This is a genomic window from Nitrospinota bacterium, assembly GCA_029881495.1.
Taxonomy (GTDB): Bacteria; Nitrospinota_A; UBA7883; order JACRGQ01; family JACRGQ01; genus JAOUMJ01.
In genome coordinates this window covers 24838-47129 of record JAOUMJ010000016.1, presented here as the reverse complement: position 1 = coordinate 47129, position 22292 = coordinate 24838, and the positions used below count along the sequence as shown (strand labels likewise).

Below are 22292 nucleotides of genomic sequence, written 5' to 3'. Positions count from 1 at the left end.
AAAGGTTGGCAGAGGTTAATTAAATGTCAAGAAGACGAAGAGTAGTTAAAAGGGATATCCTGCCGGATCCGCTGTTCGGCGATACACTGGTTACCAGATGTATAAACGTGATCATGAAACAGGGGAAGAAATCGACAGCCGAAAGGATGTTCTACGGAGCCCTTGATACTGTGAAGGAAAAAACTACCAAGGATCCGATGCCGATTTTCAAGAAGGCTGTAAGTAACGTAAAGCCTTCCCTGGAAGTGAAAAGCCGGAGGGTCGGCGGCGCGACATATCAGGTGCCGGTTGAAGTCCGCCCCGGAAGGCAGGTTGCTCTTGCCCTCCGATGGATAGTGACAAATGCCAGGAAGCGCGGGGAGCGCGATTTCAAGGCCAAGCTGGCTGGTGAGATAATGGACGCGGCCAATAATGCAGGCTCCGCGGTAAAGAAAAAGGAAGATACCCACAAGATGGCAGAGGCGAACAAGGCCTTCTCCCATTATCGTTGGTAACAGGCGGGCATCAGGATGGCTAGAAAAATTTCGCTTGAAAAGGTCCGGAACATCGGGATCATGGCCCATATTGACGCGGGCAAAACCACCACGACGGAAAGAATACTTTTCTATACCGGTGTAACTCACAAGATTGGTGAGGTTCATGACGGTACCGCTACGATGGACTGGATGGAACAGGAGCAGGAGAGAGGAATAACAATAACCTCCGCCGCTACCACATGTTCATGGGATAAACATCGAATAAACATCATTGATACTCCGGGGCACGTCGATTTTACGATCGAAGTTGAGAGATCGCTTCGCGTGCTTGACAGCGCCGTAGGCGTCTTTTGTGCCGTTGGCGGAGTAGAGCCGCAGTCTGAAACGGTCTGGAGGCAGGCTGACAAATATCGCGTACCGCGTATCGCGTTCGTTAACAAGATGGATCGTACCGGCGCGGATTTCCCCAGGGTGGTAAAAGAGATCAAAGAGCGCCTGGGGCACAACACTGTTCCGCTCCAGTTGCCGATTGGCGCCGAAGAGACGTTTTCCGGTGTAGTTGACCTTGTAAGAATGAAAGCCGTTATCTATACATCGGACGATGTGCTCGGTTCCACCTTCAAGGAAAAGGAGATTCCGGACGACTTGAAGGAACAGGCGGCAGAGGCAAGGGAAAAGCTGATCGAAGCCGCTTGTGAGATGGATGACAGCATGATGGAGCGTTATCTTGAAGGCAAGACCGATTTTACGGAAGCGGAGATTATCGCCGCGATAAGGAAAGGCACCTGTGCCATCAAGTTCATTCCTGTGCTTTGCGGTTCAGCATTCAAGAACAAGGGTGTTCAGGCCCTTCTGGATGCAGTAGTAAGATACTGTCCATCACCTGTTGATATCCCTCCTGTGAAAGGGATTGACGTGGATAATCATGAAACGGTTGTTTACAGGAAGCCATCCGATGATGAGCATTTTTCAGCGCTTGCGTTTAAGATCATGACTGACCCTTTCGTTGGTCATCTTACATTTGCCAGGGTTTATTCGGGCACGATCGAATCCGGCTCCGCAGTAGTTAACACGACGCGCGACAAGAAGGAGCGCATTGGCCGTATCCTGCAGATGCACGCTAACAAAAGGGAAGAGATAAAGGAAATAAGGGCGGGAGATATTGCTGCCATAGTTGGATTAAAATCCACACTGACAGGCGATACGCTCTGCGGTGAGAAAAACCAGGTAATTCTTGAGAAGATGGTCTTCCCGGAACCGGTTATCTCCATTGCGGTTGAGCCGAAGACCAAGGCGGAGCATGAAAAGCTCAGTACAGGTCTTGGCAAGCTGGCTCAGGAAGATCCGACATTCAGGGTTCGAGTTGATCCGGAAACCGGCCAGACGATCATCTCCGGCATGGGAGAGCTCCATCTTGAGATAATTGTCGACAGGCTAAAGCGTGAATTTTCCGTGGATGCCAACGTCTCCAAACCTCAGGTTGCGTATCGTGAAACGATCCGCGCCAAGGTTGAGCAGGAAGGTAAATTCGTTCGTCAGTCCGGCGGTCGCGGTCAGTATGGTCATGTATGGCTGATAGTTGAGCCGACCGAGGTAGGCGTCGGGTATCAGTTTGAAAATAAAATAGTCGGCGGCTCGATTCCAAAGGAATATATACCCGCTGTGGATAAGGGTGTGAAAGAGGCTCTTGATAGCGGTATTATCGCCGGGTTCCCGATGATAGACGTCAAGGTCACGCTGTTTGACGGTTCTTATCATGATGTTGACTCATCCGAAATGGCGTTTAAGATCGCCGGTTCTATGGGTGTCAAGGCCGGGGCGAAAAAGGCGAAGCCGGTTCTGCTTGAGCCGATAATGGACGTTGAGGTTGTAACGCCCGATACATATATGGGCGATGTAGTGGGAGACCTTTCCTCAAGGCGTGGCAAGGTGCAGGAAATGACTGAGCGCGGCAACGCGAAGGTGATCCGCGCAGAAGTGCCGCTTGCGGAGATGTTTGGGTATGCCACCGATGTCCGCTCAATGAGTCAGGGACGCGCTACATACACGATGCAGTTTAAAAATTATCAAGAAGTGCCGAAAAATATAGGCGAAGAAATAATAGCAAAATATTCCGGAAAGAATCCGGAAAGCGTTGCTGTATAGAGATTATTTGGGAGGAAATGGCTAATGGCGAAAGAGAAGTTTGACCGTAGTAAACCTCACGTAAACGTGGGAACGATCGGTCATGTAGACCACGGGAAGACTACTCTTACCGCGGCGATAACGGAAGTTCTTGCTAAGAAAGGTCTTGCGGACTATGTTCCGTTCGACAAGATAGACAAGGCGCCCGAAGAGCGGGAGCGCGGTATCACGATATCGACGTCTCACGTTGAGTACAACACCGAGAACCGTCACTACGCGCACGTTGACTGTCCGGGTCACGCCGACTACGTAAAGAACATGATCACCGGCGCGGCGCAGATGGACGGCGCGATACTGGTCGTAAGCTCCGCTGACGGCCCTATGCCGCAGACCCGCGAGCACATCCTCCTTGCGAGGCAGGTAGGCGTTCCGTACATAGTGGTCTTCATGAACAAGGCCGATATGGTAGACGATCCTGAACTGCTCGACCTGGTTGAGCTTGAGATCCGCGAGCTTCTCAGCAAGTACGAATTCCCCGGCGACGACATTCCTGTGGTGAGGGGTTCCGCTCTTGAGGCGTTGAACAATCCGGACGACGAAGCGAAGACGAAATGCATATGGGATCTGATGAATGCGATAGACAGCTACATTCCCCAGCCGAAGCGCGAGGTGGATAAGCCTTTCCTTATGCCTGTTGAGGACGTGTTCTCGATATCGGGTCGCGGAACGGTTGCGACCGGCAGGATCGAGCGCGGAAAGATAAAGGTAGGCGAAGAGGTGGAAATAGTCGGTATCAAGGATACTGCGAAGACGACTGTTACCGGCGTTGAGATGTTCAGGAAGCTCCTTGACGACGGTCAGGCAGGTGACAACGTGGGTCTTCTTCTTCGCGGAACGAAGAGGGAAGAGATAATTCGCGGACAGGTTCTTGCCGTTCCCGGAAGCATAACCCCTCATACGAAGTTCAAATGCGAGGCGTATATTCTTACGAAGGAGGAGGGTGGTCGCCATACTCCGTTCTTCAAGGGTTATAAGCCGCAGTTTTATTTCCGAACGACAGACGTAACCGGCAACATCAAGCTCCCCGACGGCGTGGAGATGGTAATGCCCGGCGACAACATCACGATGGACGCGGAGCTGATAGCTCCGATAGCAATGGAAAAAGGGCTTCGGTTTGCTATACGTGAAGGCGGTCACACCGTCGGCGCGGGTGTCATTTCCGAGGTATTGGAGTAAAAATGCGTGAAATAATCGGGCTCCAGTGCGAGGAAAGCAAGCACAGGAACTATACGACGACAAAGAACAAGAAACTCCAGCCGGAAAAGCTGGGAATTAAGAAATACTGCCGTTTTTGCAGAAAGCACACCATGCACAAAGAGGTGAAGGTTTAGGAACAAGGTACTGGCAGTATTGATAGGCCAGTAGCTCTAATGGTTAGAGCACCGGACTCCAAATCCGGGTGTTGGGGGTTCGAGTCCCTCCTGGCCTGCCATTTTTTTGTGTTGGTTGAAAGGATTAGATGAGCGCTAAAAAAGGCAATCCTGCTGAAAGAGGGTTGCAGTTTGTACAGGAGTCGAAGAATGAACTTCGCAAGGTCGCGTGGCCTGCGAGGCGGGAAGCGACAGCTGTGACAATCGTTGTAATAATTTCGGTTTTTATAATCGGATTTTATCTGGCAACGGTGGACTGGGTGTTCTCGACGTTAATCAAGAAACTTATAGGTGGTTTTAGTGGAGTTTAAGTGGTACATAATCCACGCCTATTCCGGGTATGAACAGAAGGTGAAGCTTTCACTTAGGGAGCAGTTTGCGCAGATGGGAATTTCCGACCACCTGGGAGAGATCCTTGTTCCGATGGAAGACGTGAAGGAATTTCGCGGCGGCAAGCAGAAAGTTGTTTCGCGCAAGTTCTTTCCCGGATATGTGCTGGTGCAGCTGGTGCTGACAGACAAGGCATTGACGGCGATAAAGGATTGCCCAAGGGTAACCGGGTTTCTTGGCGGAAACAAACCGACCCCGCTTTCGGATAAGGAAGTAAAACAGATACAGGAACAGCTGGCCGGAACGGTGGAAAAACCGAGGCCGAAGTTCTCGTTTATGTCCGGTGACAATGTAAGGGTTATTGACGGACCCTTTACGCATTTCTCCGGGAAGATAGAAGAAGTAAATACTGAACGGGGAAAAGTGAAACTGATGGTTTCCATCTTCGGGCGCGCAACGCCTGTTGAACTTGATTTCCCGCAGATTGAGAAAATTTAACATAAAAAGGCGGAACTATGGCAGGTAAGGAAGTTACAGCGTACATTAAATTGCAGGTACCGGCGGGCCAGGCAAACCCGTCGCCTCCAGTCGGTCCGGCGCTCGGACAGCGCGGAGTGAACATTATGGAATTCTGCAAGGCGTTCAATGCCGAAACAAAAGGGAAGGAAGGCCTCATTATCCCGGTTGTAATTTCGGTTTATGCCGACCGCTCGTTCTCATTTATTACAAAGTCGCCTCCGGCTCCGGTTCTTTTGAAGAGGGCGGCAGGTATAGCGAAAGGTTCCTCCGAGCCGAACAAGAACAAGGTAGGCAAGGTGACGAAGGCTCAGATAAAGGAGATAGCGGTTACCAAGAAGAATGATTTGAACGCGGCATCAGAGGAAGCCGCAATGAGTATTATTGAAGGTACGGCTCGAAGCATGGGCATTGTGGTGGAGGGCTAGGCTGTGGCAAAACTTACAAAAAATCAGAAGGCAGTGGCTGATAAGGTAAAAGTGGGGGTTAAGTATACCCTTGAAGACGCCCTTAAGCTGGCGAAGGAAACAAAAATGGCCAAGTTCAACGAGTCGGTCGATATGGCTATAAGGCTCGGCGTAGATCCGACCAAGGCCGACCAGATGGTCCGCGGCTCGGTTGTACTGCCGGGAGGAACTGGCAAGAATCAGAGAATTCTCGTATTCGCCAAAGGTGATAAAGAGATAGAAGCGAAGGAGGCTAAAGCCGATTTCGTTGGCGGTGACGACCTGGTTGAAAAGATCAAGGGTGGCTGGATGGAATTCGACGTTGCAGTGGCAACGCCGGACATGATGGGCACCGTAGGTAAGATAGGAAAGCTCCTTGGGCCTCGCGGACTTATGCCGAACCCGAAATCGGGAACGGTTACCGTCGACATCAAGAAGGCAATATCGGAGATCAAGGCCGGGCGAGTTGAGTTCCGCGTCGACAAAGGGGGCGTGGTGCACGCTTCAATAGGGAAATCGTCATTTGAGCACAAGACCCTGCTGGAGAATGCGAGCGCGTTTCTGGAGGCGATCCAAAGGCTTAAACCGTCTTCCGCGAAAGGAATTTATCTGAGGAGTATCTCAGTTTCAACAACAATGGGACCAGGGATCAAGGTAGATGAATCCGCGGTTGCCAGTTCCTTAAACTGACGCTACAGGGGGAAATAATATGGCGACATTGGTAAAAGAGCAAAAAGTAAAAGAGTTGCACGAGAAGTTCAGCCGTGCCACCGGTGTGGTGCAGGCCGACTACCGCGGCGTAACCGCCGGGAAGATGGATGATCTGCGCGCGAGATTGCGCAGTGAGAACATCGAGTTTGAAGTAGTGAAGAACCGTCTTGCGAAGATCGCCTCCAAAGGAACGCCTGTGGAGGGTCTGCATGACCGTTTTGTAGGGCCTATGTCGATAGCGATAAGCTACGATAGCCCGACTTCACCAGCCAGGATACTCTCCAAGTACGCGAAGGAAGAGTCGGCATTCAAGATCATTGCCGGGATGGCTGAAGGAGAGATATTCTCCGAGGAAGGCGTAAAAAGCATTGGGAACCTTCCCGATAAACCTGTGTTACAGGCGATGTTTCTCAGCACGTTGCAGGGATCGCCAAGAATGTTTGTGTATGTATTAGCTGGTGTTGTGAGGAAGTTTTTATACCTACTTGCCGCCGTTAAGGAAAATAGAGAAAACAACCACGATTTTAAAGGAGGAGAAGAAATGTCCAATTTGTCAACCGAAGATGTGAAATCCTATCTCAACAGCCTTTCTGTTTTGAAACTTGTTGAGCTGACCAAGGCCCTTGAAGAGGAGTGGGGCGTATCAGCCGCCGCGCCGGTAGCTGCAGTAGCTGCGCCAGCAGCTGGCGGTGGAGAGGCCGCCGCTGAAAAGACCGAATTCTCAGTTGAATTGAAGGCCGCTGGCGACAAGAAAATCCAGGTTATCAAGGTAATCAGGGAAATTACCGGACTTGGATTGAAGGAAGCCAAGGACATGGTTGATGGTGCGCCGAAAGTAGTGAAGGAAAAGGTCGCCAAGGATGTAGCAGAAGATATCAAGAAAAAACTTGAGGAGTCCGGCGCGACTGTAGAGGTTAAGTAATTAACTTGTTTCGTCTTTTAAAAGACAGAGTATTTTTGCCTGTTCATGGGCGCAGCTGCGCCCACGCTCAGGCTTTCTCAAGTAATCTTTGCTGCCAGGAGGCATAGTTAAATGGCTAAGGTGTATTCTCCCGGGAAAGAACCGATATCCCGAAAAAGTTTTTCCCGTTTGGGGCAGGTGCTGGAACTGCCCAACCTCATCGAGACCCAACTTGAGTCCTTTGAAGCTCTCATACAGGCCGGAGTAAGACCGGATCAGAGGGAAAACAAGGGTATCGAGGAGGTTTTCCGATCTATTTTCCCGATAACAAATTACAAAAAAACCGCAACCCTTGAATATCTTGGGTATGAGCTTGGCACCTGGCATTGCAAATGCGGAGAATATAAAAGTCTCGGCGGACCTGGCGTAGTATGCGATAAATGTAAAAAGAGCGTTGTTTTCAAGCAGAAATATTCACTTCTTGACTGTCGTCAGAGGGGGGTCAGCTTCTCCGACCCGCTGAAGATCATAGTTCGCTTGATCCTTCGCGAGGAAAACGAAAATTCCACGGAAATGGAGATTCGTGAAATAAAAGAGCAGAAGATATATCTTGGCGAAGTACCGCTGATGACACCTTACGGTACGTTCATAGTGAACGGCACCGAGAGAGTTATAGTGAACCAGCTCCACCGCTCACCAGGCGTCGTGTTCATAAAGGAAAAAGGAAAAGGTATCCAGCTTGGCAGGACAATTTATTCTTCAAGGATAATACCTCACAGGGGAAGCTGGCTTGATTTCGAATTCGATACAAAGGAGATCTCCCACGTACGAATAGACAGAAGGAAGAAATTCCCCTCTACCATCCTGCTTAAAGCGCTCGGCTACGGGATAAACGAACTTATTGGGGAATTTTACAATTTCCATGAGATACAGTATGTTCCCGCGAAAGGGGAGTTCTGGTCCACAATTAGCGATTACTCCTACATGCTTGGGTACAAGCCGGTTGACGATATTCTCGAACCGAAGAGCGGTGAAGTTCTCGTAAAAGCAGGGCGCAAGATCACAAAAGGCGCAATGAGAAAGTGCAAGAATGCTGGAATTGAAAAATTCCAGATTGAAAAGAGCCAGTTGCTCGGTGAATATTTTGCAGAAGATATTATCAACGAGGAGACCGGAGAGGTAATTCTCGAAGTGAACTCATCAATATCGGAAGAAATTCTCGAATCTATCGCGGATCACAAGATAACCTCATTCAAGGTGCTTGCCATTGATGACCAGTTGAAGGACACCTCTTTCAGGGATACTCTCGCCGTTGACGGCGTTGAGAGCGAGGATGAGGCGCTACGCGAGATATACAAGAGGATGCGTCCGGGCGATCCACCAACACCGGAATCGGTAAAGATGTTTTTCGAAAATCTCTTCTTTAACGAGAAGAGATATGACTTGAGTGAAGTCGGGCGAAAGAAGATAAATGAAAAGCTGGAGCTGAACGTTCCGCCGGATAAAAGGGTACTTACCAGAGAGGATATCCTGGCGACAGTAAAGTATCTCTTCAAATTGAAAGCGGGACTTGGCGTGAAGGATGACATAGACCATCTCGGAAACAGGCGCGTCCGCTCGGTAGGCGAGCAGGTTGCCGCGCAGTTCAGGGTTGGCATGGTAAGGATGGAAAAGACCATCCTTGAGAGAATGAACATCATGGATCTAGAAACGGCGATGCCGCATGACCTCGTTAATTCCAAACCGATAACTGCCGCGATAAAGGAGTTCTTCGCTTCATCACAGCTCTCACAGTTCATGGATGAAACGAACCCTCTGTCCGGTCTTACTCACAAGAGAAGGCTTTCATCGCTTGGACCGGGAGGTCTTGTGAGAGAGCGCGCGGGATTTGAAGTGCGAGACGTTCACCCGACCCATTACGGCAGGGTCTGTCCGGTCGAAACGCCTGAAGGTCCGAACATCGGTCTTATATCGTCGCTCGCTACATACGCGCGGGTAAACAAGTACGGATTTATTGAAACCCCCTACCGGAAGGTTGTGGACGGCAAGGTGACGAATGAGGTTGTGTATTTCACCGCGGCGGAAGAGTATAAACACAAGATAGCCCAGGCAAACGCCCCGCTAAAGGAAGATAATTCTTTCAAGAATCCTTCCGTTATTGGGCGCTTCGGCGGCGAATTCGGCTCAATTCTTATTGAAGAGCTGGAATATATGGACGTTTCCCCGGGGCAGGTCTTTTCGGTTGCCGCCGGGTTGATACCGTTCCTTGAGCACGATGACGCGAACCGCGCATTGATGGGATCAAACATGCAACGCCAGGCGGTGCCGCCAATTCGGACTGAAGCGCCGGTTGTCGGAACCGGCATGGAGAAGGTCGCCGCAAGGTATTCCGGCACGCTGGTTATGGCGAAGGCTGACGGCGTTGTCATCAACGTGGATGCCAGAAGAATAGTTGTCAGACGAAACAAGAGCGGAGACAATGGCGGACTTCCAAAAGTCGACATTTACCCACTTACAAAATTCGGAAGGTCGAACCAGAACACTTGCATAAACCAGAAACCTCTTGTTGAGCCGGGTCAGGCCGTGAAAAAAGGGGATGTGCTGGCGGACGGTCAGGCGACCGACCGTGGCGAACTGGCGCTTGGCAAGAACGTCCTCGTCGGGTTCATGCCTTGGCACGGTTACAACTTCGAGGACGCGATAATACTGAGCGAGTCGCTTATCAAAAGGGATGTGTTTACATCCATACATGTTGAAGAGTTCGAGATTGACGCCCGCGACACGAAATACGGCAAGGAAGAAGTAACCAGGGATATCCCCGGTCTTAGCGAGGATGCTCTTCATAATGTTGATGAGAGCGGTATCGTGAGGATTGGTGCGGAAGTAGATCCCGGTGATATCCTCGTCTGCAAGCTTACCCCCAAGGGAGAGACACTCCTTTCGCCGGAAGAAAAACTGCTCAAAGCAATATTTGGTGAAAAGGCAGGCAACGTAATGGATACCTCTTTCCGCGTACCGCCTGGAGTAAACGGCACCGTCGTGGATGTAAGGGTCTTTACCAGAAGCGGTACCGATAAGGATGACCGCACACTGGCTATCGAGAAAGAAGAGAAAAAATCTATCGAAGGGAATTACAACGAGGAGATTCGAATTATAAAGCTCGATAAGGACGACAGGATAAGGTCCATTCTCGCAGGTCAGAAAGCGGACAAGGATTTTACTCTTGCTGGTTCAAAAGAGAAGCTTGTCAGCGCAGGCGCAACCCTTACGAAAGAAGTTCTCGACCAGATAGAAGGAAAGGACCTTCTCAAGCTTCAGGTATCGGCTTCGGGCGATATCAAGGAGAAGATACTCAAGATCGAGGAGAACTCGAATGAGCATATTAAAGACCTGAAGTCGGACATGAACGAACAGCTTGCGAAAGTCGACAGGGGCGACGAACTTGCCCCCGGCGTTATCAAGCTCATCAAGGTATATGTTGCGATCAAAAGGAAGATGCAGGTTGGCGACAAGATGGCCGGCCGGCACGGTAACAAGGGCGTAGTATCGGTTATCGTTCCTGAAGAGGATATGCCGAGGCTCGAAGATGGTACACCGCTTGAGATACTCCTCAATCCGCTAGGCGTTCCATCACGTATGAACGTCGGGCAGCTGATGGAGACATCGCTCGGAATGGCCGCGAAGGCAAACGACACTCACTACGAAACGCCGGTGTTCGACGGCGCCAGCGAAAACGATGTGAAGTCGCTTCTTCGTAACGCAGGAGTACCGGAAAACTGCATGAGAAGGGTAATTGACGGCAGAGCAGGCGAGTATTTCGACCAGAAGGTATTTGTGGGTTACATCTACATGATGAAACTGCACCACCTTGTTGAGGATAAAATGCACGCCAGATCCACAGGACCATACTCTCTCGTTACGCAGCAGCCGCTCGGCGGAAAAGCGCAGTTCGGCGGACAGAGGCTTGGTGAGATGGAAGTCTGGGCTCTTGAGGGGTACGGCGCGGCATATACGCTTCAGGAAATGCTGACTGTCAAGTCGGATGACGTTGAAGGGAGAAAGCGGATGTATGAGGCGATTGTCAAGGGTGACAACACCCTACAGCCAGGTTTGCCGGAATCCTTCAATGTTTTGATAAAAGAGCTTCAGGCATTATGTCTTGATATTTCTCTGGACGAAATAAAGAAAAAGGTCTTTTAAGGAAGGAAATAAAGAAGATGGAAATGGATAATACTTTCCGGTTCATGGAGAGACCAAAAGACCCGCTGTCCTTCGACTCGGTGATGATAAAACTCGCTTCGCCTGAAAAGATCAGGTCGTGGTCGTTCGGCGAAGTAAAGAAACCTGAGACAATAAACTACAGGACGTTCAAGCCGGAAAGGGACGGGCTCTTTTGCGCGAAGATCTTTGGCCCGGTCAAGGATTGGGAGTGTCTCTGCGGAAAATACAAAAGGATGAAATTCAAGGGGACCGTCTGTGAAAAGTGCGGCGTTGAAGTCACCCTTTCAAAAGTAAGGCGCGAAAGGATGGGGCACATCGAGCTTGCCGCACCCGTTGCGCACGTATGGTTCTTCAAGGGGTTGCCGAGCAAAATAGGCAACTTCCTCGACATGACCATGTCCGAACTCGAAGCGGTTATCTATTTTGAAAAATATATCGTCATCGAGCCGGGCGAGACCAAGCTGAAATACAAACAGCTCCTTAACGAAGATGATTATCAGGAAGCGGTTGAAGAGCACGGTGAAGACGCCTTTGAAGTCGGCATGGGCGCAGAGGCGATACAGACCATTTTTAAGAACATGGATCTCGAAGAGCTCTCGGAAGAGCTGAAAGTCGCCCTTGAAAAGACCAATTCGGTGCAAACAAGGCGCAAACTTGCCAAACAGCTTAAGATCTCCGAAGCGTTCCGAAAATCCGGCAACAGGCCGGAATGGATGATTCCTTCGGTAATACCGGTTATCCCGCCCGACTTGCGCCCCCTCGTGCCGCTTGACGGCGGAAGGTTCGCTACATCGGATCTTAACGATCTTTACAGAAGGGTTATAAACAGGAACAACAGGCTCAAGAGGCTGATGGAGCTTCGCGCGCCGGAGATAATTGTCCGCAATGAAAAGAGAATGTTGCAGGAATCGGTAGCGGCACTTTTTGACAATGGCCGCCGAGGAAGAGTGCTGAAAGGGCCGAGCAAACGGCCGCTCAAATCGCTTGCCGATATGCTTAAAGGTAAACAGGGACGGTTCCGTCAGAACCTTCTCGGAAAGCGCGTTGACTATTCCGGTCGTTCCGTTATCGTTGTTGGGCCAGATCTGAAACTTTATCAGTGCGGCCTTCCAAAGAAGATGGCGATCGAACTTTTCAAGCCTTTCATCTATCACAAGCTCGAAGTAAAAGGCTACGCCGCAACCATTAAATCTGCAAAGAAGATGGTCGAAAATGAGCAGGAAGAGGTCTGGGAAGTACTCGACGAGGTTGTAAAAAACCATCCGGTGCTCCTGAACCGCGCACCGACGCTTCACAGACTTTCGGTACAGGCATTTGAACCGATATTGATCGAAGGGAAGGCGATCCAGCTTCATCCGCTGGTTTGCGCGGCATACAACGCCGATTTCGACGGCGACCAGATGGCGGTGCATGTGCCGCTGTCGCTTGAAGCCCAGATCGAAACAAGGATGCTTATGCTTTCCATAAACAACATTCTCTCGCCGTCGAACGGAAGGCCTATTGCCGTACCTTCGCAGGACATAGTCCTTGGCTGTTATTACCTTACAAGGGAACGCGGCAAGGTGATGGGCGAGGGGAAGGCTTTCTCAAACATCAAGGAGGTTCGCTCCGCATACGATGCGAAAAAAGTGCATCTGCAGGCGAAGATCCGCGTGAGGATCGACGGCACCGTCTACGATACTACTGTCGGAAGGTCGCTTTTCTACGAGATAATACCGCATGAGATCCCGTTCTCGCGCATAAACAAACTGATGAACAAGGGCGCTCTTGGAAGTCTTGTAAACGACTGCTTCATAGAAGTAGGCCGCGACAGGACAGTCAAGTTCCTGGACGAATTGAAGGCCATCGGATTCTTTTACGCCACGAAAGCCGGCGTTTCGATCGGATTGTCGAATATGCATATACCTCTGAAGAAAACTGAACTGGTTGATGCCGCTCGAAAAGAGGTTGTGAAGGTAGAAGAACAGTACAGGAACGGTTTGATAACCAAAGGTGAAGGATACAACAAGATCATCGACGTATGGTCGCATGTCACGGACAAGGTTACCGAAGAGGTTTTCCTTGAGCTGAAATCGGAGGATAAAAGGGCGGTTGATGGCGACGCGCCTGGTGAAGATTTCAACGGTCTTTACATGATGGCTGATTCGGGCGCAAGGGGAAGCAAGGCGCAGATAGCTCAGCTTGCCGGTATGCGCGGACTTATGGCGAAACCTTCGGGCGAGATCATAGAAACGCCGATCATCGCGAACTTCCGAGAAGGGTTGACAGTAGCGCAGTACTTTATCTCAACGCACGGCGCGCATAAAGGTCTTGCCGACACCGCGTTAAAAACCGCAAACTCCGGCTACTTGACGCGAAGACTGGTAGACGTTGCCCAGGATCAGATAGTGAACATTCATGACTGCGGAACGATGAACGGCATCGAGATGACGGCGCTGGTCGAAGGTGGCGAAGTAATCCAAAAACTTGGAGAACGAATCCTCGGTCGCGTTACGCTTGAATCGGTTATCGATCCCTTTACCAAGGAAGAACTCCTCGGACCTAATGAGCTGATCGATGAAAAGCTTGTTGCCAAGATAGAGAACGCGGGTGTCGAGCAGATCAAACTTCGCTCGGTGCTTACATGTGAAGCCGAAGAGGGTGTATGCGCGAAATGCTACGGAAGGAACCTGGCGACCGGAAAACCGGTTGAGATAGGCGAGGCCGTGGGCGTTATCGCCGCGCAGTCAATCGGCGAGCCGGGAACACAGCTTACAATGCGTACCTTCCACATCGGAGGTGTTGCGAGCAAGGTGGCCGAGCAGACGAAACTGCAGGTCGAGAAGGGCGGTATAGTCAAATTCGTAGAACTCAAAACGGTTACCCTTAAAGGCGAAGAGCTTATCGTCATGAACCGAAACGGCGGACTTATCATTCAGGATGACGACGGCAGGGAGCGCGAGCGATACAAGGTCATTTACGGAGCAAGGCTTAAGGTAAAGAACGGCCAGCGCGTTACAGATGGCGACACACTGGCGGAATGGGACCCATATACACTCTCGATCCTTACAGAAGTCGCGGGTACCGTTGCCTACGGCGATATCATGGAAAACGTGACAATGCGCGAGGAAGTCGACGAGGTAACAGGGCATTCCGAGAAGGTTATTCTCGACCACAGGGAAGAGAAGAAACATCCTCGTATATCCATTAAGGATGATAAGGGTAAAACCCTTACGCGCTACATGATGCCCGCGGGTGCGCACGTAAACGTGAAAGAGGGCGAGCGCGTAGAGATAGGCGATATCATCGCTAAGATACCGCGAGAAACCACCAAGACAAAAGACATAACAGGCGGTCTTCCGCGTGTTGCGGAGCTTTTCGAAGCGAGAAAGCCTCACGAACAGGCAACTATCGCGGAAGTCAGCGGTAAGGTCAAGTACGGCGCGTTCGTAAAGCGCACAAGGGAAGTCTTTATCACCACCGAGGACGAAACGGAGCACAAGTATCTTGTTCCGCGCGGTAAGCATATCAACGTACACGAGGGTGATTATGTTGAGGCGGGAGAACCGCTGGTTGACGGCGCGCTGAATCCTCACGATATCCTGAATATCATGGGTGAAAAGGAGTTGCAGAAATATCTTGTGAATGAGATACAGGAAGTTTACCGGCTTCAGGGCGTTACCATTGCCGACAAGCATATCGAGGTTATCGTCAGGCAGATGTTGAGACACCTTATTATTGAGGATCCGGGTGATACGAACTTCCTTGAGGGGGAGCAGGTTACCAAGAAGATTTTCCAGGTGGAAAACCAGGCTGTGATAGCGGCTGGCGGAATTCCGGCAAAAGGAAAACCGGTGTTGCTCGGCATTACCAAGGCTTCGCTCGCTACCGACAGCTTTATATCAGCCGCATCGTTCCAGGAAACGACAAGGGTGCTGACGGATGTTTCGATTTCCGGAAAGGTCGACTACTTGAGGGGCCTTAAGGAAAACGTAAGCATGGGGCGGCTGATTCCTGCAGGAACAGGCTCAATGCAGTACCAGAATATCGGTATTCATATTGCGAAACTTCCAGGTTTTGAACTGAAGCTGGAAGAGGCAAAGGAAGAGGAAGAAGAGACCGCGAATAAGAACGATTAAAATTATCATACGATTACAGCCCCTCTCCTGACGGAGAGGGGCTTTTTTTACTTTTTAGACCTTGATGCCATCGGGTGAACATGTTTCAACGTTATATGGATTACATGTCCCGCTACCTGGGGACGTTCTACCGCATATTACGCCAGGAACATATCTTCATGGTCGGCATCGCCTGCCTTGTAGGTTTCCTTGTCGGCGTTGCCGCTGTCTGGTTCAAACAGCTGATATCATGGTTTCACCACCTCTTTTATTCCTCAGTTGATATCAATAACGGCGGCGACTGGTCGCTCGACTTGCTCTTCCTCCCGCTGATAGTCGGCTTCGGGGGCCTTCTGGTCGGGTTGCTGAATCACTTTTTCAATCCGCATGGCGAATCAGCCGCTGTTTCAGAAGCCATGAAATGGGCTGCTATCGACAGGAGAGTTCCTTCCCGGGTCATCTGGTTCAGGCCGCTGGCGTCCGCGCTTACTATAGGAAGCGGAGGCTCCGGAGGAAGGGAAGGCCCGATTGTTCAGATAGGAGCCGCTATCGGTTCATGGGTCGGCAAAAGAATAAAGGCGTCATCCGAAAGGATAAGGCTTTTGATAGGTTGCGGTACGGCCGCGGCTATAGCCTCGGCGTTTAACGCCCCATTGGGTGGATTGATTTTTTCTATCGAGGTTATCCTCGGCGATTTCAATATCAAGGTCTTTTCACCGCTGATATTCTCCGCGGTCATCGCTACAGTTACCGCGCGCCACATGGAAGGTGATGTGCCTGTTTTCCAGTTGCCGAACTACTCCCTTGTCTCGACATGGGAGTTCATCTTCTTCGTAATACTCGGCATACTCTGCGGCCTTCTCGCCGCGCTCTTCTACAAGTTCTATTTCAAGTTTACAGATCTTTTTGAAAATCTGCCGGTGCACCCGGCGTTAAAACCGGCGCTCGGAGGGGTCGCTGTCGGCTTTGTGGGTATCGTATTTCCGGATGTTCTTGGAAATGGCTACGAATCGATGGATATGGTGCTGACCGGCAAGATGGGTTTGATGCTCGCGTTCTTCCTTATATTCGTAAAGATGTTCGCCACATCGCTAACGATAGGGTCGAACGGTTCGGGGGGAATGTTCGCTCCGGCTCTTTTCATAGGGAGTATGACAGGGGGGGTCTTCGGCATGATATTGAATACCCTTTTGCCGGAACATACAGGACCGAGCGGAGCCTACGCGCTCGTTGGAATGGGGGCTGTCATGTCCGCCGCCGCCCACGCGCCGCTCTCAAATATACTGATGGTTTTCGAACTTACCAATAACTACCAGATCATTCTTCCGATTATGCTGGCCTGCATTTCAGCCACGTTTACCTACTCCTACTTCCTCCCGGATTCTATCTATCAGCAGAAGCTGAAAAGGAAAGGGGTAATGATATGGGAGGGTCGTGAGTCCCGCATAATGGAAGGGATCAAGGTGAAAGATGTCATGATAAGGGAGTTTGAAACGATTCCTGAAAACCTCCCGTTCAAAAAGATACTTGCGCTGGTTAAATCCTCCAGGGAACTTTACTTTCATACGATAGACGAGAGCGGAAGGCTGACCGGGATCCTTTCGGTACAGGATATGCGTGAATTCCTTTTCGAAGCGAGCCTGGCGGATATCGTGATTGCAAAGGAGCTTGCCAAGCAGGACATGATAACCATCCATCCCGATGAATCGCTAAACGATGCAATGGAAAAGTTTTCCATAAAGGACCTGGATGAACTCCCGGTCGTCACGAAGGGGAAGGTGGTCAAAATGCTCGGCGTGATAAAGAGAAAAGATGTCATAAACTCCTATAAAAAAGCGGTGATGGAGCAGACTATCTAACTCTGTTCCGGATATTCCGCGGTATGTCTGCATGATACCGATTCCTCCAGAATGTTAAGGCTAGGAATTATTCTGCCGTTGTGGTAAAAATGTAGCTTCGTATAAAGGGGGGTAGTTGAAGACTGTTCATGTAGACGAAATTGCAAAAACCGTCAAAAACCTTGTTACTTCCGCAAATTTCGATTTGGGGAAAGACGTAGTAAAAGCGTTTGAAAAAGGGCTTGCCGAGGAGGTTTCGCCGGCGGGGAAAGCCGTTTTCAACGCGCTTCTTAAAAATCAGAATATAGCCAGAGATAACCAGGTTCCCATCTGTCAGGATACGGGGTATGCCGTTTTTTTTGTAGAGCTTGGGCAGGATGTCCATATAGAAGGAGGACTCCTGAACGATGCAATCGACGAAGGGGTCCGGCAGGGATACAAGGATGGCTATCTTAGAAAATCCATCTGCGATCCGTTCACGCGAAAGAATACCGGGGATAACACACCTACTGTGGTTATTGTCGACCTCGTAAAGGGTGACAAACTGAAGATCATCGCCGCGCCAAAAGGTGGCGGAAGCGAGAACATGGCGCGATTAACCATGCTTGCGCCTGCCGCGGGGAAAAAGGGGATAATCGACTTCGTGGTAAAGCGCTGTGACGAGGCCGGGTCGAATCCATGCCCTCCGGTTATAGTAGGGGTCGGGATAGGAGGTTCTGCCGAAAAGTGCATGATACTCGCAAAGAAGGCGCTTCTCCGTCATATCGGAGAGAAAAATCCCGATCCGGAACTGGCGGCGCTTGAGGAGGAGATACTGACGAAGGTTAACAATCTCGGCATCGGACCTCAGGGGCTTGGTGGGAAGGTGTTCGCCCTGGCGGTGCACATAGAAAAGTACCCGAGCCACATCGCCTCGCTGCCGGTAAGCGTAAACATCTGTTGCCATGCCAGCAGACACAAGGAGGCGGTGCTGTAATGTCGGACGAAATAAAAATAACCGCTCCGCTCGATGATAAAACCGTGGCGAGCCTGAAAGCGGGGGACAGAGTATCCATTTCGGGAACTCTTTACACAGCCCGCGATACAGCCCACAAGAGACTGGTAGAGACGATGGACAAAGGGGAGCCTCTCCCATTTGATTTAAAGGGGCAGGTAATTTATTATGTAGGTCCGTCACCCGCAAAGCCCGGAGCGATAATAGGGTCCGCAGGTCCGACCACAAGCTACCGGATGGATCCATATGCCCCAAGGCTTCTGGAGAAAGGCGCAAAGGGGATGATCGGGAAGGGAAAAAGAGACCAGTCGGTGATCGACGCGATGAAGAAATACAAGGCCGTATACTTCGCCGCTATCGGTGGCGCGGCGGCGCTTATTGCAAAGTCCATAAAGGCAGTTGAAATAGTTGCCTATGAAGAGTTTGGCCCGGAGGCCATAAGGAAACTAGAGGTGGAAGATTTCAAGGCAGTGGTTATCAATGATATAAACGGAAACGATTTATACGATATCGGTAAACAAAAATATAAGGTGTCCGAATGAAACAGCATGACGTAGTAATAGTAGGCTCAGGACTTGCCGGCCTTGGCGCGGCGCTTGAAATGGCGGGCAAGCTCGATGTTGCGATAGTGACAAAGGTTTATCCGTCGCGTTCGCACTCGGGCGCGGCTCAGGGGGGCGTGGCCGCCGCGATGGCGAATCTCGATCCCGATGATTCACCGGAAATACATATGTACGACACGGTAAAAGGCTCCGATTTCCTCGGTGATCAGGATGCTATCGAACTTATGACAAAGGAAGCGCCGGAAGCCATCATCGAGATGGAAAAGCTCGGATGCGTCTTCTCCCGCGATGAAAAAGGGCGGATAGCGCAGCGGGCGTTCGGTGGACACCAGAAGAGGCGTTCATGTTACGCCGCCGACAGGACCGGACACGCACTCCTTCATGTCCTCTTTGAGCAGTCGATGAAACACAGGAAAAAGATCACTCTTTACGCTGAGTATTTCCTCCTTTCGCTGATATACGAAGAAGGCTCCGCGCGGGGAGTGGTCATAATGGATATTAAGACAGGCGACATCGAGGTGATCCACGCGAAAACGGTTATCTTCGGCACCGGAGGATACGGCAGGGCATTCAAGATCACGTCGAACGCCTACGCAAATACCGGCGACGGTGTCGTTGCGGCGTACCGCGCGGGGATACCGCTTGAGGATATGGAGTTTGTACAGTTCCACCCGACAGGATTGTACCTGCAGGGGATACTCGTTTCCGAAGCGGCTCGTGGCGAAGGGGGATACCTCCTCAACGGCAAGGGTGAGCGCTTCATGGAAAAATACGCTCCCGGCAAGATGGAACTCGCTCCGCGCGACATAGTTTCACGTTCGGAACAGACCGAAATAAACGAAGGTAGAGGGATAGGCGGCAAGGATTTCATCCATATCGACATGCGCCACCTCGGAAGAGCGAAAATACTCGACCGACTGCCGCAGGTAAGACAGCTCGGCATAGATTTCCTCGGAATAGATATGATCGACGATCCTATCCCGATTCAGCCGACGGCGCACTACAGCATGGGTGGAATACCTACCAACGTCGACTGTCAGGTGATAGTGGATGAACACTCCACTCCGGCGCGAGGATTCTTCGCTGCCGGCGAGTGCGCCTGCGTGTCGGTTCACGGCGCAAACAGGCTCGGCACAAACTCCCTTCTTGAAGCGGTAGTGTTCGGCAGAAGGGCCGGGAAAGCCGCGTTGAAATACACTCTGGAAGCGAAACATGAAAAGATCGACGCGAAGAGGGAAGAAGAAAAGGTCAAAAAGAGGATGAACGAAATGCTTTCATCCGCATCCACCGAATCGGCATTCAACATAAGGAACGAACTGAAAGAGGCGATGACGGAAAATTGCGGCGTATTCCGAAGCGGAGAGAAGCTCGGCATGGCAATGAAAAAGGTCAAGGAACTCCAGGGGAGGTTCGTGAACATGCGGATCTCCGACAAGGGGAAGGTATTCAACACGGAGCTGATGGAGGCTATCGAACTCGATAACATGCTTACCTTCAGCGAAGTGATAATCGAAGGGGCGACAAAGAGGACCGAGAGCAGGGGGGGCCACGCAAGGACCGATTTCCCGAAGAGGGACGACGTGAAATGGCTCAAACACACTCTCGCCTATCAGGGGACAAACGGCGAGATACAGCTTAAATACAAGCCGGTCTCGATAACAAAATTCCAGCCGGAGGAGAGGAAATACTGATGGCTACAAAATTCAGAATTTCACGATTCGACCCGGCAAGCGACGCGAAATCGCATATACAGGAGTTCATGCTCGACATACCGAAGTCGTCTACGCTTCTCGACTGTCTCAATCTCATAAAGTGGCAGCAGGACGGCACGCTCACTTTCAGAATGTCGTGCCGGAGCGCCATCTGCGGCTCGTGCGCGATGAGGGTGAACGGGCACGCAAAGCTGGCATGCAAAACGCAGGCGGTGGACGTAGTTGAAAATAACGTTATCACCATCGAGCCGCTCGGCAATTTCGAGATAATAAAGGATCTCGCGGTGGACCTGGAAACATTCTGGCGCTCTCTCGAAAAGATAGATCCGTGGCTCAAGCCGGATGAATCGATAAAGTACGAAAGGGAGAGGCTCCAGTCGTCGGAAGATTTCCACCTGATAGATCCCTCTTCAAACTGCATACTCTGCGCCTCATGCTACTCCGACTGTAACGTCCTAGAAATAGACGACAGGTTCCTCGGCCCCGCTACCCTGGCGAAGGCGCAGAGATTCGTCTACGACACGAGGGATTGCGAAAGGGACGCGAGGCTCAAACAGCTTAGCAAGGTCGGCGGGATGTGGGACTGCACCCACTGCGCCGAATGCTCCACCCGCTGTCCGACGGAGGCGAAACCTCTTTCAAGGATACTCGAGCTGAAAGCCGCCGCGATGAAGGACGGTTTCCATAATAACAACGGCGCGCGGCACGTCCTCGCGTTCCGCGAATCGGTAGGCGGGGCGTTCCCCCCCATCACCGGCGGCGGAATGATTAACGAGAACTACATCCCCGTCCGCTCGGTAGGATTTTTCAATATCAGCGGTCTGCTCGACATTATGCCGGTCGGCCTGAGGATGTTCCTCAGGGGTAAACAGCCTCCGCTTATGCCGCACGTTATAGACAAGATGAGCGAAGTTAAAAAGATGTTCCGCAGATTCAAGGAGTACCTCGGATGAAATACGCGCTATATACAGGATGCGTCGCAAAGGGCGCCGGAAAGGAATTGATGGTCTCTACCGAGATAGCGGCGCGCGCGCTCGGCATTTCACTGGTAGAGATGAAAGACGCCTCATGTTGCGGCGCGGGGGTCATACATGAGGATAACCCGATGCTCGCCGACGCGCTCAACGCGCGGACGTTCTCCATCGCGGAAGAGATGGGGCTCGACATCATGACGATATGCTCCACCTGTCAGGGGGTTATGAAACATGTTCAGCACAAGTTCGCAGAAAAGCCCTCCTACAAGGAGAAGGTGAACAAGGAGCTGGTCAAGGATACCGGCAGGACATACGAAGGTAAGGTGAAGATACGCCAGTTCTACCAGATAGTCGATGAGGAGTACGGGATCGACAAGATGGCGGAAAAGGCTACGAAGAGCCTTAAAGGTTTGAAGATAGCGCCGTATTACGGATGCTACGCGCTAAGACCACATGAGACGATGGATACAAAAGTGCCGGACAAGACGTCGGTACTTGAAAAGACAATAACCGCGCTCGGCGCGGAGGTCGTGGAGTTCGACGCTAGCCAGAAATGCTGCGGTTTCCCGATACTGATGCCGAACAAGAGCAACTCGCTGAGACTCGCCGGGAACGTTCTTGAAAGCGCGAAGAAGGCCGGCGCCGATTTCATCGTCACGCCATGCCCCCTTTGCCACCTGAACCTGGATGCGTATCAGGGTGAAGCGGAGAGCATGTTCGGCCTCAGCCTCGGCGTTCCTATCCTGCACTATTCGCAGATGGTCGCGCTCGCGCTCGGCGCTTCGGCAAAGGATCTGAGGCTCGCCAATCACATCGTGAAGGCCGACCACATAGCCGAAAAGATCCCCGCCTGATTTAATTATTTTTCTCTTCTTGGTGGCACAGGCACTCTTGCCTGTGTGCCGCCCAGAGGGCGACAATCTCTCTTCTTGTAGCATAGACTTTGTTATGCACTTCTC

The 22292-nt window shown here is 51.2% G+C and carries 17 protein-coding genes, 1 tRNA gene and 1 pseudogene; all 19 read left to right on the top strand.

Features of this window, described 5'->3' with window-relative positions; genetic code table 11:
* Nucleotides 1–23 precede the first annotated feature (23 nt).
* The 19 genes and pseudogenes from rpsG to OEY64_08305 all read left to right on the top strand — a co-directional run bounded on the left by rpsG (nucleotide 24) and on the right by OEY64_08305 (nucleotide 22187).
* Nucleotides 24–494, top strand: coding sequence for a 30S ribosomal protein S7 (gene rpsG, locus OEY64_08395; protein ID MDH5542967.1), 471 nt, complete (start codon nucleotides 24–26; stop codon nucleotides 492–494).
* Between the two features lie 15 nt (nucleotides 495–509).
* Complete coding sequence (gene fusA / locus OEY64_08390; GenBank protein MDH5542966.1) at nucleotides 510–2621, top strand: elongation factor G; 2112 nt, start codon at nucleotides 510–512, stop codon at nucleotides 2619–2621.
* A 24-nt stretch (nucleotides 2622–2645) separates the two neighbouring features.
* Nucleotides 2646–3836: an elongation factor Tu gene (gene tuf, locus OEY64_08385; GenBank protein MDH5542965.1), complete on the top strand. Its 1191-nt coding sequence runs from the start codon at nucleotides 2646–2648 to the stop codon at nucleotides 3834–3836.
* 2 nt (nucleotides 3837–3838) lie between these two features.
* Nucleotides 3839–3991, top strand: a complete 153-nt coding sequence (rpmG, locus tag OEY64_08380) for a 50S ribosomal protein L33 (GenBank protein ID MDH5542964.1) — start codon at nucleotides 3839–3841, stop codon at nucleotides 3989–3991.
* Nucleotides 3992–4015: 24 nt separating this feature from the next.
* Nucleotides 4016–4092, top strand: a tRNA-Trp gene (locus tag OEY64_08375).
* Nucleotides 4093–4119: 27 nt separating this feature from the next.
* A complete protein-coding gene (gene secE / locus OEY64_08370; GenBank protein MDH5542963.1) occupies nucleotides 4120–4341 on the top strand; it encodes a preprotein translocase subunit SecE in 222 nt (73 codons plus the stop codon).
* Entirely contained in the window at nucleotides 4331–4858 is a 528-nt protein-coding gene (gene nusG / locus OEY64_08365) for a transcription termination/antitermination protein NusG (GenBank protein MDH5542962.1), read from the top strand. The genes secE and nusG overlap by 11 nt, the downstream gene beginning before the upstream one ends.
* Nucleotides 4859–4875: 17 nt before the next feature.
* Nucleotides 4876–5304 carry a 50S ribosomal protein L11 gene (gene rplK / locus OEY64_08360; GenBank protein MDH5542961.1) on the top strand — a complete coding sequence of 143 codons (429 nt, stop codon included), beginning with the start codon at nucleotides 4876–4878 and terminating at the stop codon, nucleotides 5302–5304.
* Nucleotides 5305–5307: 3 nt separating this feature from the next.
* Nucleotides 5308–6012: a 50S ribosomal protein L1 gene (gene rplA, locus OEY64_08355; protein ID MDH5542960.1), complete on the top strand. Its 705-nt coding sequence runs from the start codon at nucleotides 5308–5310 to the stop codon at nucleotides 6010–6012.
* A 19-nt stretch (nucleotides 6013–6031) separates the two neighbouring features.
* A pseudogene (gene rplJ, locus OEY64_08350) lies at nucleotides 6032–6529 on the top strand (50S ribosomal protein L10).
* 45 nt (nucleotides 6530–6574) lie between these two features.
* Nucleotides 6575–6955, top strand: coding sequence for a 50S ribosomal protein L7/L12 (rplL, locus tag OEY64_08345; protein ID MDH5542959.1), 381 nt, complete (start codon nucleotides 6575–6577; stop codon nucleotides 6953–6955).
* A 111-nt stretch (nucleotides 6956–7066) separates the two neighbouring features.
* On the top strand, nucleotides 7067–11134 hold the full coding sequence (rpoB, locus tag OEY64_08340) for a DNA-directed RNA polymerase subunit beta (GenBank protein ID MDH5542958.1): 4068 nt from the start codon (nucleotides 7067–7069) through the stop codon (nucleotides 11132–11134).
* 23 nt (nucleotides 11135–11157) lie between these two features.
* On the top strand, nucleotides 11158–15273 hold the full coding sequence (rpoC, locus tag OEY64_08335) for a DNA-directed RNA polymerase subunit beta' (GenBank protein ID MDH5542957.1): 4116 nt from the start codon (nucleotides 11158–11160) through the stop codon (nucleotides 15271–15273).
* An 80-nt stretch (nucleotides 15274–15353) separates the two neighbouring features.
* Nucleotides 15354–17111 (top strand): chloride channel protein, encoded by a 1758-nt coding sequence (locus tag OEY64_08330; GenBank protein ID MDH5542956.1) that lies wholly within the window; start codon nucleotides 15354–15356, stop codon nucleotides 17109–17111.
* 115 nt (nucleotides 17112–17226) lie between these two features.
* Nucleotides 17227–18066: a fumarate hydratase gene (locus OEY64_08325; protein MDH5542955.1), complete on the top strand. Its 840-nt coding sequence runs from the start codon at nucleotides 17227–17229 to the stop codon at nucleotides 18064–18066.
* On the top strand, nucleotides 18066–18626 hold the full coding sequence (locus OEY64_08320) for a Fe-S-containing hydro-lyase (protein ID MDH5542954.1): 561 nt from the start codon (nucleotides 18066–18068) through the stop codon (nucleotides 18624–18626). The genes OEY64_08325 and OEY64_08320 overlap by 1 nt, the downstream gene beginning before the upstream one ends.
* On the top strand, nucleotides 18623–20338 hold the full coding sequence (gene sdhA, locus OEY64_08315) for a succinate dehydrogenase flavoprotein subunit (GenBank protein MDH5542953.1): 1716 nt from the start codon (nucleotides 18623–18625) through the stop codon (nucleotides 20336–20338). Before OEY64_08320 ends, sdhA begins: the two co-directional genes overlap by 4 nt.
* A complete protein-coding gene (gene sdhB, locus OEY64_08310) occupies nucleotides 20338–21312 on the top strand; it encodes a succinate dehydrogenase iron-sulfur subunit (GenBank protein ID MDH5542952.1) in 975 nt (324 codons plus the stop codon). Before sdhA ends, sdhB begins: the two co-directional genes overlap by 1 nt.
* Nucleotides 21309–22187 (top strand): CoB--CoM heterodisulfide reductase iron-sulfur subunit B family protein, encoded by an 879-nt coding sequence (locus OEY64_08305; GenBank protein ID MDH5542951.1) that lies wholly within the window; start codon nucleotides 21309–21311, stop codon nucleotides 22185–22187. The genes sdhB and OEY64_08305 overlap by 4 nt, the downstream gene beginning before the upstream one ends.
* The last annotated feature ends 105 nt before the right edge of the window (nucleotides 22188–22292 follow it).

Excerpts from the sequence above, each read along its gene's own strand:
- rpsG (MDH5542967.1), top strand. The coding sequence starts at position 24 with ATGTCAAGAAGACGAAGAGTAGTTAAAAGGGATATCCTGCCGGATCCG.
- fusA (MDH5542966.1), top strand. The coding sequence starts at position 510 with ATGGCTAGAAAAATTTCGCTTGAAAAGGTCCGGAACATCGGGATCATG.
- tuf (MDH5542965.1), top strand. The coding sequence starts at position 2,646 with ATGGCGAAAGAGAAGTTTGACCGTAGTAAACCTCACGTAAACGTGGGA.
- rpmG (MDH5542964.1), top strand. The coding sequence starts at position 3,839 with ATGCGTGAAATAATCGGGCTCCAGTGCGAGGAAAGCAAGCACAGGAAC.
- secE (MDH5542963.1), top strand. The coding sequence starts at position 4,120 with ATGAGCGCTAAAAAAGGCAATCCTGCTGAAAGAGGGTTGCAGTTTGTA.
- rplK (MDH5542961.1), top strand. The coding sequence starts at position 4,876 with ATGGCAGGTAAGGAAGTTACAGCGTACATTAAATTGCAGGTACCGGCG.
- rplL (MDH5542959.1), top strand. The coding sequence starts at position 6,575 with ATGTCCAATTTGTCAACCGAAGATGTGAAATCCTATCTCAACAGCCTT.
- rpoB (MDH5542958.1), top strand. The coding sequence starts at position 7,067 with ATGGCTAAGGTGTATTCTCCCGGGAAAGAACCGATATCCCGAAAAAGT.
- rpoC (MDH5542957.1), top strand. The coding sequence starts at position 11,158 with ATGGATAATACTTTCCGGTTCATGGAGAGACCAAAAGACCCGCTGTCC.
- OEY64_08330 (MDH5542956.1), top strand. The coding sequence starts at position 15,354 with ATGTTTCAACGTTATATGGATTACATGTCCCGCTACCTGGGGACGTTC.
- OEY64_08320 (MDH5542954.1), top strand. The coding sequence starts at position 18,066 with ATGTCGGACGAAATAAAAATAACCGCTCCGCTCGATGATAAAACCGTG.
- sdhA (MDH5542953.1), top strand. The coding sequence starts at position 18,623 with ATGAAACAGCATGACGTAGTAATAGTAGGCTCAGGACTTGCCGGCCTT.
- sdhB (MDH5542952.1), top strand. The coding sequence starts at position 20,338 with ATGGCTACAAAATTCAGAATTTCACGATTCGACCCGGCAAGCGACGCG.
- OEY64_08305 (MDH5542951.1), top strand. The coding sequence starts at position 21,309 with ATGAAATACGCGCTATATACAGGATGCGTCGCAAAGGGCGCCGGAAAG.